Raw genomic sequence first — 13,002 nt, 5'->3', positions numbered from 1 at the left:
CCGCCGCCGCCCATCGCGTCACACCGGAACGCGTTCAGCCTCGCGCCACGTGAACGCCGGCTGCCAGCTGAGCATTCTGCCCGCCTTGCTGATATCCCACACCGAGGCGCAGCCGGGCAGTGATCGCCGGATGACCGTGTCCGGGTGGTAGCGGCGCAGGAGCTCTTCTGTCGGTACCTCGCTGAGGGTGTCGGCAGCGGCCACCGCGAACACCTCCCATCCGATGCCCTCCGCTGTCACGGCGGCGGCGAAGGCCCGAGCCAGATCGTGTACCTCGACGTAGGCCCACAGTCCGCGGCGCAGGAAACCCGGCTCGGCCCGTTCGCGGCGGGCGCGGTCCCGCAGCAGATCGGGGGTGCCGATGGCGGGAAAGCGCAGCGTCGCGACGGACAGGCCGGTGCTCCGGTGGAACATCGCGCAGGCTGCCTCGTCGGCCTGCTTGGACAGGGCGTAGCCGTCCTGCGGGCGTACCGGGTGATCCTCGTCGAGCGGCGCGTACAGCGGGGACAGCTCGCGCGGGCCTGAGGAGATGCCGAGCACCGCGCCACTGGAGGCCGTCACCACGCGGGGCACGCCTTCTGTGGCGGCGGCGTCGAGGACGGCGTAGGTCGCCGCGGTGTTGGTGGTGTAGATCGTGTGCCCGGGACCGGCGCGTGGGTTGGGCATGGCGGCGAGGTGGACGACGGCGCGGGCGCCCCGGAAAACCGGCCGCAGCACGTCGGGGTCACGGATCGCCATGGTGTGCACGTGGAAGCCGGGCGTCGCGGTCCCGAGATCCTCGCGGTCGATGCCTACCACAGGAACATCCGCCGCCAGCAGGTGCTCGACGACCGCTCTGCCGAGCCGGCCGGCTGAGCCGGTGACCACGACGGCGTTCTTCTGCTCGATCACGGCTGGTCCTCACACGGGATGGACGGATTCGGGGCGGTGGGCAAGCTTCTTGAAGGCGTCGAGCCGCTCGCCGTCGAGCACCCAGGTGCCGTTGGGGGACTCCACACCCGAGTTGAAATACGACAGTGCGACCACGCCCTGCTGAAGCGCGTACTCGTAGGCGTGGACCAGCCAGGCGGCGGACTTGCCCGGTTCCTTGAAAGCGGTGCGGACGCCGTACTCGGCCACGTACATCGGTTTGCCCCATCTGCGGCAGGTGGCGATGGGCTCGCCCCAGATCTTTTCCGGGGTCTTCCACGGGCGGTATTCGGGCTCCGTGGTGTCGTAGGTCCACCAGGGGTTGTAGTCGTCGACGCCGATGAGATCGGCTTCGGGGATGTGCCATGCCTCGACGTCGTCGCCGCCCTGCCAGATCCATCCGTTGAGAATGGGTGTCACGGCGATGTTCTTGAACTGGTGCAGGATCGGTGCGGCGTGCTTGTACATCGCGCGGTAGGCCTCCGGCGTCTGCTCGCCGCGCGGCTCGTGGTGCAGGCAGAACCACACCGGGCCCGGCACGCTGCCCAGTGCCCTGGCCACGTCCTTCAGCCAGGCGTCGTGCTTGCCGTCGGCCACCTCCTGCCAGGGGCCCGGCAGCTTGGTGGAGATGACAGGAATGCGGTGGTTCTTGATGTCGTCCATCGCGACGCGCCGCATGTCCCGCCACTGCTCCCCGTTGACGTACTTGAAGTAGCTCCGGTGGCAGCCGAGCGTGGTGCCGAGGCTCTTCTCGAAGTCGGGCACGGTCTGCTGCGGCCCCATGGAGGACCCGTACACCAGCTTCCCCGTGCCAGGGTCGCCGGGAAAACGCCCCTTCCTCCATCGTGGCGTGGCAGCAGCGGCCGGGGCGGACAGCAGGTGGACACCCGCGGCGCCCACCACGGCCGCGCCGCCGAGCAGGATCGAACGCCGCGAGGGCGTGCTGTCATTGGTCATGCGCTCCTCCTAGAACGAACCCGAGATATAAACTTCTAACAGAAGTTAATCGTGAAGGCCAGACCTGATAAGGTTGTACTCCGAGAGATCCGCCCGCTTCCCCAGTCGACCTTCGTTCTTAAACTGCCAAGTGAAGAAAATTGAGGCCGATGAGAGGGGTGATGCCCGTGCGGAGTCCGAATGCGGCATCCCGAGCCGTGGCGACGTTCGACGTGCGCAGGCACAACGTGGCCGCGCTGCTGCTGACCCTGCTCAAAGAGGGCCCGGCCCCGCGCGTCGATCTCGCTGAACGGCTGTCACTGAGCTCGGGGACGACCACCCGCATCACGGCGGAGTTGACCCGGGCGGGGCTGCTCCAGGAGTTGCCCTCCCTCGCCTCGGGAGACGCCGGTCGGCCGCGTGTGCCGCTCGATCTGGCGTCCGCGCGCTTCCACGCCGTGGGAATCCACGTTGGCCTGCGGCGCACCACCGTTGGCCTGGTTGACCTGCGCGGCCGGCCAGTGGGCGACAAGGTACGCATCGCGCACAGAGGCGAACTCGACCCCGCAGTCGTGGTCGGTGAGGCCGCCAAGTGTGTGGCCGACCTCGTCCAGGCGGCCTCAGCGCAGATCGTCGGCACCGGCTTCACCACGGTGGGCAGGGTCGACGCGGCCTCAGGACGCATCCATGCTCACGACATGCTCGGCTGGACCGACGTCGACATCCCGGCGCTGGCGGCGGGCCGCTTCCCCGGTCTGCTCGTCGTCGAGTCGACCCAGCGCGCTCTGTGCCGGGCGGAGATGTGGTTCGGTGTCGATCCCAGCGTGCGGGACTTCGTACACCTGTTCATCGGCAACGTGATCGGCGCAGGCATCGTCATCGACCGCGAACTCCACCACGGCCATAACGAGGGCGCGGGGAACATCGCCCATCTCCAGCTCTCCCGCCCCGCACAATCGCCGTGCGAGTGCGGCCGCGGCGGCTGCCTGATGTCGGTCGCCGGCGATCGCGCGCTCGTCGGCCGAGCCCTGCGCGAGGGGGTGCTCACCGAAGAGCGGTCCGTTCATGACCTCGCCGAGCGTGCCCGGAGCGGTGACGCGTTGGCGGACTACCTGCTGCGCGACCGTGCACGCGCGATCGGGGAGGCCGTCGCGATCGTCCACGACTTGCTGGCCCCCGACCAGATCATCGTCTTCGGCACGCCGCTGCTGGTTCCCGACCACATCACCGAGATCCGCAGGGAGGCGCGGCGGTGGATGAGGCGCGACTTCGACGCTGACCAGCTGATCAAGCCGAGCGCTCTCGGCGACGACGACGCACCCGTGGTCGCCGCCGCCACCTGCATACTGGAGCGCTTCTACGCCGACCCCTTCGCACTCATCGGCTGAGCACAACCGTCGACGCTCCCGGCGGCAGGTTCCTGGCCGGCAGATGCACGGCGGCCGTGGCGATGTTGACGCCTCTGCCTGCCCTCGTGCAGGGGCTTGCCGACCGCGGTGACACGATCGAACCGGCTCGCGCGGGATTTCGGTCGCCCGGCTCTGCCACAGCACGATGGCGGTACGCAGCCGGTTCTCCCGCCGGCGCGGATCCCTGATCAGGGCCCGGTCCCACCTGTCTATGACCGGGCCGTGATCAGGGAGGCGCGCTGATGGTCAGGCGCAGGCGTAGCCGGACGGCAGGGCGGTGTCGCCGTTGGGCCTGCTCGCCTGGAAGCCGAAGCTGGCGGTGCCGGCTCCCGGCGCGAGCGTGCCGTTGTGGCTGACACTTCTGACCGTGACGCTCTGGCCGCTGGTGGTGACGGTGGCGTTCCACGAGCCGGTCAGGGTGTGCCCGGCCGGCAGGGTGAAGGTGACGGTCCAGCTGGTGATCGTCGAGGTGCTGGTATTGGTGATGGCCAGCGGCTGGATCACATACCCGTTCCCCCACTGGGACTGCACGGTCGGGGTGGCCGAGCAGGCACCGGTCGTGCCTTCCTGAGTGGTGATCTGGACGGTGTCGGAGACCGGCGAGACGTTGCCGGCGGCATCGCGCGCCCGGACCTGGTAACGGTAGGTGGTGTTCGCGGTCAGGCCCGTGTCGGTGAACGAGGTCGTGGCCGAGGTGCCGACCTGGGTGAACGTTCCGCCCGTCGCGCCGGGAGCGCGCAGGATGTCATAGCCGGTCACCCCGGTGTCGTCCGTCGAGGCCGTCCAGGTCAGGCTGGTGCCGGTTGTGGTGGTGCCCGAGGCGGCGAGCCCGGCCGGGGCGGTCGGCGGCGTGGTGTCGGTCGAACTGGTGGTCAGGCCGAAGAACTCGATGGCGTAGCGGGCCATACCGCTCTGCGGAAGAGCATGCCCGGCGCCCTGGATGCTGTACGCCTCCACCTGCACGGTGCCGGACGGTTCGGCGTACCGGCTGCGGTTCCAGTTCGCCTGCGGGGTGTCGGTGCTGGTCGGGGTCTGGCTCAGCCCGAACACGTCGGTCCACTGCTCGATCGACTCGCGCAGCAGCGAGTAGGGCACGAGGGTGTCGCTGGTGCCGTGCCAGAGCTGCATGCGCGGGCGAGGGCCGGAATATCCCGGGTAGGCCTGGCGGACCGCGTCGCCCCACTGCTGGGGTGTCCGGTCCATGCTCCCGCCGGTGCACCTGCTGCTTCCCGGCGGGTAGTCGGAGGCGCCGGCGAAGCAGTTGAAGGGCACGCCCATGAAGGAGGCCCCGGCCTTGAACACGTCCGGATGGACGGCGAGCATGTGCTGGGTCATCATGCCGCCGGACGAGCTTCCGGTGGCGTAGACCCGGTCCGGGTCTCCCTGGTAGGTCCGCTCGACATAGTCGATCATCGAGAGGATCGAGACCGGATCGCTGCCGCCGCCGCGCCGCTTGGCCGCGTCCGACCAGGTGTCGAAGCAGTTGCCGAACCCTGCCGACTGGGTGGCGGTCGGGTAGATGACGATGAAGCCGTAGCGATCCGCCAGCGAGGCGAACTCACTGCCCTGGTAGAAGCCGGGACCGGAGCCGCCGCAGCCATGCATCGCAACCACGATCGCCGGCGAGTCCGGGTGCGAGTCCGGCACGTAGACGTGCATCCGCATGTTGCCCGGGTTGTTGCCGAAGCTGGTCACCTCCACCAGGGTGGCGGCGACGGCCGGCGATCCGAGTGCCACGGTCATGACGGCAAAGAGCGCCGCGGCGCAGGCACCAGCCAGCACCGTGGTCAATCGTCTCATCCGCGCTCCTCCTCTCCGAGGTCCGCGGCGCGCCACGGATCGGTCGGCCGCGTATTGACGTCGATCGCTGGAAAATAAAAGGGCCGCGATCCACCGTCAATGCACGCTTGGTGCGCGTGCCCGACCGTTCACCTGGCAGAGAGCCGTTTCCCCTGGTTATCAAGTAACTTGTTATCAAGGTCCTTGATACCGATGCGAGAAACTTACATCGGGGCCCGTTCTGACGGCGCGCGATATCGTCTCCTGGTGACCGATCCGGGTGTCCCCGCGGCCGCTGCGCCGGACGCACCGCCGCCTCATGTGAGTTACCTGGTGTTCCGGCTGGAACGCCGCATCCGCGCCTGCCTGGATGAAGCGCTCGCCCGGCACGGCATGACGACCACCGGATACATGGCGCTCAGCGAGCTGCGCCTGCGCGACGCCCCGTCCTCGGCCGACCTGGCCCGCATCGCCTTCGTCACCCCGCAGGCGATGAACCTGGTCATCCGCGATCTCGAACAACGCGGCCTGATCCGCCGCGACCCGCATCCCCGTGGCGGCCGCGCTCTGCGCACCCGCCTTACCCCGAAAGGCCTGAGCACCCTCCGGCGATGCGACCGCTCCCTCGACAACATCGAAGCCGTCATGCTCGCCGAGATCGACGACCTGGACCGCACGACACTCGCGGAAACGCTCACGCTGTGCGCCCGAGCCCTCCACCCGGACACGCGGGCCCTGACCCCGGTCCTTCGCTCGCAGAAGCCACCACCGTCGCCCTGGCCATAAGGAGGTCCGTGGCCGGCACGTGGCCCGGTCCCCGCCCCGCGCGGGGACCGCGCACACCCGTGTGAAAGGGTCTTGGGCCCGATTCGCGAGGACGATAGAGTCCGGCCCTGAAGCAGAGTCGTGCCGGGGTTGAGGAGGTAGATGTCCATCACGCCCTTGCCCCTGCCGCAGCCTCCTGCGAAGGCGCCGGAGTTCGGACGAGACGCGCTGATCGTGTGCGAGAGCCTGGTGCGGATCTACCAGTCCGGGTCGGTCGAGGTGCAGGCACTGCAAGGGCTGGACCTGGTCGTGGACAGCGGGGAGATGGTGGCCGTCGTCGGAGCGTCCGGGTCGGGGAAGTCGACGTTGTTGTCCATCCTGGCCGGGGTCGACGCTCCCACCGCCGGGCGCGTGCGGGTCGATCGGTGGAATCTGCTGGACATGTCGCGGGCCGATCGGGTCCGGTATCGGCGGCACACCGTGGGGCTCGTACGCCAGCAGACGGCCGCCAACCTCATCCCGTACCTGACCGCGCGGCAGATGGTCGACCTGCCGATGACGGCGGCCCGCACTCCCGGCCGGGTACGCCGCAGGCGCGCCGCCGAGTTGCTGGACCTGCTCGGCGTCGCCGAGTGCGCCGAGCGGCGGCCCGCGCAACTGTCCGGCGGGCAGCAGATGCGGGTGGCCATCGCAGTGGCCCTGGCCAACGAGCCCAGAGTGCTGCTGGCCGACGAGCCGACCGGGGAACTGGACAGCGCCACGTCGGCCGCGGTGTTCGGGCTGTTACGGGAGATCAACCGGCGGCTGGGCGTCACCGTCGTCATCGTGACCCACGATCCCGCGGTCAGCGGCCAGGTGGAGCGGACGGTGGCGATTCGCGACGGGCGCACGAGCAGCGAGGTGGTGCGGCGTACCGCCACCGGAGATGACGGCGCCCAGCGGGTGATCGCGGAGGAGTACGCGGTGATGGACCGGGCGGGGCGGGTTCAGGTGCCGCGCGACTACCGTGAGGCGCTGGCGTTGACGCGACGGGTCCGGCTGGTGCTGGAGGCCGATCACGTCGCGATCCGTCCCGACGGCGGCGAGCCCGGATGAACGGCGGGCCCCTGGTCAGCGTGCGTGGCGTGCATCGCCGGTTCGGCAGCGGGGAGACCGCCGTGCACGCGTTGCGGGACGTGTCGTTCGAGCTCGCGGCCGGCACCATGACCGCCCTCGTCGGGCGGTCCGGCTCCGGCAAGACCACGCTGCTCAACATCATCGGCGGCCTGGACCGCCCGGACTCCGGTACGGTCCTCGTCGACGGAACGGACGTCACCACCCTCGACGAGGACGGCCTGTCCCTGCTACGGCGGGAGAAGGTCTCGTACGTCTTCCAGACCTTCGGCCTGATCCCGGTGTTGTCGGCCGCGGAGAACGTGGGCGCCCCGCTGCGGCTGGCCCGCGTACCGCCGGTGGAGCGTGAACGGCGGGTCGCGCTGCTGCTGGAACTGGTCGGACTGGCCGCGCATGCCGAGCAGCGACCCGGTGAGCTGTCCGGCGGGCAGCAGCAGCGGGTGGCGATCGCCCGGGCGCTGGCCGCCTCGCCCCGGCTGCTGATCGCGGACGAGCCGACCGGGCAGCTGGACGCCGAGACCGGTCTGTCGGTGATGGCACTGCTGCGCGGGGTGGTGGAGTCCGAGGGGGTGACGGCGCTGGTCTCCACGCATGATCCGACCATGCTCGCGCTGGCGGATCGGGTGATCCGCATCAACGACGGGCATCTCGACGAGCACCCTGATGGGCAGCCGGACGGGCGCTCCGACGGCCGGGGCGATTCGTGATCAGTAAGGGTCGTCCGTGCTGAGGCTGGTCGCCCGGCGAGCCCGTGCGCAATGGCCCTTGCTGGCCGCCCTCCTGGCCGTCGCCGTGGTCGGCCCCACGCTGCTCGGCACCTGCGCCCTCCTGCTCACCCGTACCGCCGAGCAGGCGCTGGAGACCGCCGCCTCTCGCGCCACCTCCGACCAGATCGACGTCACCGCCTACACCGTCACCATTCGCGGCGAGCACGCGAGATCCGTCGCCGACGACACCCGCGCCGCGCTGACCGCGGCCCTCGCTCCGTTCGCGACGACGACGGCCGCGCGCGCGTCGTCCGTGATGCGGTCGCTCCCCGGCGCCGGTGTTCCGGCTGTGGCGTACCTGTCGGGGGTGGAGGACCTGCCGGCCCGCACCCGGCTGGCCGGCGGACGCCTGCCTCGGGCGGGTGCCGCGCCGGCGGAGTCCGTGGTCCTGGAGAGCACCGCGCGGCAGCTCGGCCTGACCGTCGGCAGCCGGGTCCGCCTCGGCAGAGAGCTGGCCGACGATCCCGACCAGGGGATCGAGGTGAGCGTGGTCGGAATCGTACGCCCGCTGCCGGGCACCGGCTGGGAGCGTGACCCCCTCGCCGCCACCGGCTACGACCCGGCCTACCGCGACGGCCGCTCCGCACAGCCGGTGCACGCGTACGGGCCGTTCATCGTCGACCTCGCCGACCTGCTCGGCGGCGGCTCCACCCTCGACCGGCTGGAGATCACCGCCCACCCCGACCTGTCCGCCCCCGACCGCCGCGACCTCGACACCGTCACCCAGGCCGTGCTCGGCGCCGACCGCCGGCTGGGCCAGACGCTCGGCGACCGGGTACGCATCCAGCGCGTCGCCTCGCAACTGCCCTCGACGCTGCTGGCCGCCCACGATCAGCAGCGGGTCACCACGGCCGCCGTGCTCGCCGTCGCCGCCATCGGCCTCGTCCTGACCGCGACCGCCCTCGCCCTCGCCGGCCGGCTCAGCGCCGGTGTGCGCGGCGACGAGACCGCCCTGCTGTCCGCGCTGGGCGTCGGCCGCGGTCAACTCGCCGGCGCCGCGCTCGTCGAGGCCGGCGCGCTCGCGGTGCTCGCCACCGCGGTCGCGATCCCGGCCTCGTCCGCCCTCCACGCCGGGCTGACCCGGCTGCCGCCCATGGCCGGGGCCGGGCTCGCCACGCCTTTCGGCGTGAACGCCGCACAGGTGCTGTCCGTCGCCGGCGGCGCGCTGGCGCTGGCGGCGGTGCTCGTCGTGCCCTCGCTGCGGGCCTCCTCCGCGGGTGTGCGCGGGCGGCGGGAACTGCTCGCCCGATCCGGCGCCGACCTGCTGCTCGTGGCGCTCGCCGCCGTCGGCTGGTGGCAGTTGCGCGATCAGCCGACCGGTTCAGGGTCTCCCATCGACACCGTACGGGTGCTCGCTCCCGCGCTGCTGCTCATCGCCGGATCGGCAGTGACGTTGCGCCTGGTGTGGCCCGCGTTGCGCGTTGTGGAACGGCTGGCCGTCCGGGCGCGGGGGTTGATGGTGCCGCTGGCCGCGTTCGAGGCCGCCCGCAGGCCACAGGCGGTCGCGGCGGGGCTGCTGATCGGGCTGGGCTGCGCGGCGGCCACGTACGGGATCGGGTTCGACGCCACGTGGCAGCGCTCCCAGCAGGACCAGGCCGATCTGTCCGTCGGCACCGATCTCGCGCTCACCCTCACCGCCCCGCCCGCCGCCGGGCAGGGCCGGGTGGTCGGCGCGGCCAGCGGGGGAGAGGTGAGCCCGGCCACCGATCGCGGCGTCGCGGTCGGGCAGTGGCTCGGCGGCGCCGGTGACCCGCCGCGGCTGATCGCCGTGGACACCACGCGTGCCGAGGCGCTGCTGCGCGGGCGGCTGGACGACGGTCGCACCTGGAACGCCGTGGGCGCCCTTCTCGCGCCGCCGACGCGCGCCGCCGGTGTTCCCGTCCCGGCCGGAGCAGTGCTCTCCCTGGCCGGGAACGCGACCGGTCCGACGCCGCTGACCGTGACGCCCCGGCTGCTGCTGCAGGATGCGACAGGGCTGCGTACTCCGTGCACCGGAGCGCCCGTCCCGCTCGACGGCAAAGCACATCCGCTGCCGGACTGCGCGACGGCCGAAGGGCTCCGGCTGGTCGCGGTGTCCCTGCCGTTCGCGATCGCGACGGGGAACGTGGGCACCGGCCATTCCGATGCCCTGGCGGAACCTCCGGCGGGCGACAGCCACGTCGCCGTGACGCTCACCGTGGCGGGAGCGGGCTCCGGGGCATCGCCCTGGACCGCAACCTCGGCCGGGCCGGCCCCCGGGCAGCTCGGCAATCCGGCCGTCGCCCTGACCGGCACCTCCGCGGGCACCGAGCTGAGGATGACCACGACCGTCGCGCTGAAGGGCCCGCCAGACGCCGCCAGGACCCTGGTCGCCACCGCCTTCCCCGCCCCGGGACCGGTGCCCGTCGCCGTCTCCGCCCGCTTCGCCGACGAGGTGGGCGTCCGGCGCGGCTCCCCGCTCGACCTCACCGTCGGCCTCACCCCCGTGCAGGTCAGCGTGGCCGAGGTGCTGCCGGCCGTGCCGTCCGCTCCGGGCGCCGCGGCCATCCTGGCCGACTTCGACGCCCTGTCCCGTGCCCTCGCCGTCGGCGGCGACTTCGACGTGCCCGTGGACGCGTGGTGGGTCGGCCATCCCGCCAGAGGCGATGCGGCCGATCTCCGCCTCGGCAGCGTCACCACGCGCGCGTCCGAGACCGCCCGGCTCACCGGCGGCCCGCTGCGGGCCGGGTTGCCGGCCGTGCTCCGGCTGCTCGTACCGGCCGCGGTGCTGCTGATGATCGCCGGGATCGTCCTGCACGTGACGTTCGACCTGCGGGCCCGCGCGGTCGAGACGGCGCGCCTGCGGGGACTCGGGATGACCCGGCGCGAGATCCGTACCGTGCTGCTCGGCCAGCACGCCGGCATCCTGCTGCCGCTGCTCGCGGCGGGCGCGGTCGTCGGCGCGCTGGCCACCCGCGTCGTCGCGCCGCTGCTCGTCCGCTCCGACACCGGCGCCGCTCCCGTTCCCGAGGTTCTGCCCGTCTGGCCGTGGGCCGCCGAGGCCGCCCTGCTCACCGGGCTGCTGGCCGGGTGCGCGCTGGCGGTGAGCGCGGTGGTCGTCGTCCAGGCCCGGCTCGCCGACGCCGCGTATCTGCGGGTGGCGTCGTGATGATCCCGGCACCGCACTGGCCCAGCGTCGCCGGCCGCGCCCGCGCGGACGCCGGGCCGCTGCTCCTGGCCGCCGTCGTGGTGGCGGCCGTCACGTTGCTCGCGGGCGCGATACCGCCGCTCCTGTCCGCGACCGCCGACACCGCCGTACGCGACGCGGTACGCAGGAACGGCGGCGACCTCCAGGTCCACGGCCGCATGGAGGTCGACGACGGGCCGAACGGCAGCCGCGTCCGGCACCCTCGCCTCGCCGAGGGCGTCGACGACTTCCGCGCCAGGGCGACGGACGAACTAGGCCCCGGCCTGCGCGCCGCCCTGCGTCCACCCGTCGCCACCGTCACCAGCCCCACTCTCAAGATCACCGATGGCAGCGTGCTGCGCACCTTCCAGCTCGCCTATGTGGCCCGCGACGGCGGGCCCGACGTGACCTGGATCGCGGGCGGCCCGCCCCGGCCCACCGCCTCCGTGACGGCGACGGTTCCCTACGGCGCGCCGCCGTGGCCGGTGCAGGTGGGCCTGTCGGAGGCGGACGCCGCCGCTCTCCAGCTCCGTCCCGGCGCCCGCATCCCGCTGGCAGACGACCAGGGGAATGTCAAGAAGGTCCAGGTCAGCGGCATCTTCCGGCCTCGGGACAGCGCCGATCCCGCCTGGCGGCTCCTCCCCTCGCTGCTGGGCCCCGTCGCCGGCGCGGACGGCACTGGAATCACCCGGTTCGCCGGGCTGCTGTCACGCGACTCGCTGCCCGACGCCCGGCTCGCCTTCGCCCAGGACGAGTTGCGGCGCACCGTCTGGTTCACGCCCGACCCGACCCGGCTCACCTGGGACGCGGTCCCGTCGGTCGCCGCGAAGGTGGTCGCGCTCAAGGCGGCCTCCGGCTCCTCCGGCGCCCGGGACGGCTCGCTGAAGTGGGAGACCCGGCTCGACGGAGTGTTGCGGAACGTGAGCTCCCAGGTCGACGCCGCGTCCGCGCAAGCGTCGCTCCTGCTCATCACCCTGCTCGCCCTCGCCGTGCTGGTCCTGCTGCTCGCCGCCGACCTGCTGGTACACCGCCGTGCCCCCGCCCTGACCGCCGCCCGGCAGCGAGGGATGTCACTACCGGTGATCGGTGCCGAGCTGCTGCTCGAATCCGCCGTGATGGCGCTGCTGGCCGCGGCGGCCGGGCTCGGCCTGGCCCGGGCCGTCGCGCCGGGGGTCTCCTGGGAATGGACGGCTCCCGTGGTGGTCACCGCCGTCGCCGCCGGACCGGCGTTCGGCACGGTCACCGCCGCCCGCGCCACCCGGGATCGCCGCGTCCCGGCCAACCGGACTGCGCGGCGGTGGGTGCGTAACACCGCACGACTGCGGCGGGCCGCTCTCGAGACCGGGGTGCTGGCGGCCGCGTCCGGCGCCCTCGTCGCTCTGTACCAGCGTGGCATCGGTGGCGGGGTGCTGCCCGCGAGCGCGCCCGCCCTCTGCGCGCTCGCAGGCGCGCTCATGCTGGCGCGGGTGCTGCCCCTCGCGATGCGCTTCGTGCTCAAGCGGCTTCTGCGCTCGCGCCGGCCGCTGGCGGTGTTCGGGGCCGCGAGGGCGGCGGCGACCTCGGCCCGGGTGCTACCGCTGCTGGTGCTCGTGACCTCCGTGGCCTTGGCCTCGTACGCGCTCACCTTCGGTTCCGCTGCCGGCCATGGGACTGCGGATGGGCCGCTGGCCTCGGGGCTGCTGCGGTTGGCGTGGGTCTCGGCTGTAACCCTGCCGGTTCTGGGCCTGCTGGGACTCGCTCTCGGCACGGCAGCCGGCGCGCCGGAGCGATGGCAGACCCTGACCCGGCTGCGCACCCTCGGGCTGCGGCCCCGGGAGGCTCGCTGGGTCGCCGCGGGAGAACTGCTGCCGCCGGTGGTGGTCGCCGCTGCGGGCGGACCGCTGCTCGGGGTGCTGCTCGCCCGCCTGACGTTCGGCTCGCTCGCCCTGCACCTGCTCACCGGCGCCGATCCGGCCCTGGCATTGCCGTGGTGGGGGCTCGGCCTGGTGGCGGTCGTGTTCCTGGCGGCGGTCGCCGTCGTGGTGCCCGTCGAATCGGCGCTACGCCGCCGACGACGGCTGAGCGAGGTGCTCCGCGCGGGCGACAGCTGACAGCCAGGTCAAACGCCAGGGAGCATTTTCGGCGCCGCGCGGGCCGCGTACCTCCGCCAGTTGTTGACTTTTTACGGTCTGGTCCGTTA

Annotated in this window: 9 protein-coding genes; 6 read left to right on the top strand and 3 right to left on the bottom strand. The window is 72.4% G+C overall.

The features are described from left to right. Positions 1-18: 18 nt before the first annotated feature. Positions 19-891: an NAD(P)-dependent oxidoreductase gene (locus ABGA98_RS38750; protein WP_347623435.1), complete on the bottom strand. Its 873-nt coding sequence runs from the start codon at positions 889-891 to the stop codon at positions 19-21. A 9-nt stretch (positions 892-900) separates the two neighbouring features. Continuing rightward, on the bottom strand, positions 901-1,866 hold the full coding sequence (locus ABGA98_RS38745) for a hypothetical protein (RefSeq protein WP_347623434.1): 966 nt from the start codon (positions 1,864-1,866) through the stop codon (positions 901-903). Positions 1,867-2,063: 197 nt separating this feature from the next. On the opposite strand from ABGA98_RS38745, the gene ABGA98_RS38740 reads away from it, so the two are divergent. Then, positions 2,064-3,233: an ROK family transcriptional regulator gene (locus ABGA98_RS38740; protein ID WP_347623433.1), complete on the top strand. Its 1,170-nt coding sequence runs from the start codon at positions 2,064-2,066 to the stop codon at positions 3,231-3,233. A 267-nt stretch (positions 3,234-3,500) separates the two neighbouring features. Here the strand turns inward: ABGA98_RS38740 and ABGA98_RS38735 are convergent, their stop codons facing one another. Further along, entirely contained in the window at positions 3,501-5,054 is a 1,554-nt protein-coding gene (locus ABGA98_RS38735; protein WP_347623432.1) for a PHB depolymerase family esterase, read from the bottom strand. Between the two features lie 246 nt (positions 5,055-5,300). Here ABGA98_RS38735 and ABGA98_RS38730 point away from each other — a divergent pair, with 246 nt between their 5' ends. The 5 genes from ABGA98_RS38730 to ABGA98_RS38710 all read left to right on the top strand — a co-directional run bounded on the left by ABGA98_RS38730 (position 5,301) and on the right by ABGA98_RS38710 (position 12,913). Continuing rightward, a complete protein-coding gene (locus ABGA98_RS38730) occupies positions 5,301-5,819 on the top strand; it encodes a MarR family transcriptional regulator (RefSeq protein ID WP_347623431.1) in 519 nt (172 codons plus the stop codon). 141 nt (positions 5,820-5,960) lie between these two features. Beyond that, on the top strand, positions 5,961-6,893 hold the full coding sequence (locus ABGA98_RS38725; RefSeq protein WP_347623430.1) for an ABC transporter ATP-binding protein: 933 nt from the start codon (positions 5,961-5,963) through the stop codon (positions 6,891-6,893). Beyond that, a complete protein-coding gene (locus ABGA98_RS38720) occupies positions 6,890-7,618 on the top strand; it encodes an ABC transporter ATP-binding protein (protein ID WP_347623429.1) in 729 nt (242 codons plus the stop codon). Before ABGA98_RS38725 ends, ABGA98_RS38720 begins: the two co-directional genes overlap by 4 nt. Positions 7,619-7,634: 16 nt before the next feature. Then, positions 7,635-10,805, top strand: coding sequence for an FtsX-like permease family protein (locus ABGA98_RS38715; protein WP_347623428.1), 3,171 nt, complete (start codon positions 7,635-7,637; stop codon positions 10,803-10,805). Further along, entirely contained in the window at positions 10,805-12,913 is a 2,109-nt protein-coding gene (locus ABGA98_RS38710; protein ID WP_347623489.1) for an FtsX-like permease family protein, read from the top strand. Before ABGA98_RS38715 ends, ABGA98_RS38710 begins: the two co-directional genes overlap by 1 nt. The last annotated feature ends 89 nt before the right edge of the window (positions 12,914-13,002 follow it).

Source organism: Nonomuraea sp. B1E8, from assembly GCF_039871515.1.
GTDB lineage: Bacteria > Actinomycetota > Actinomycetes > Streptosporangiales > Streptosporangiaceae > Nonomuraea.
This window is presented reverse-complemented; position numbering and strand designations above follow the sequence as displayed.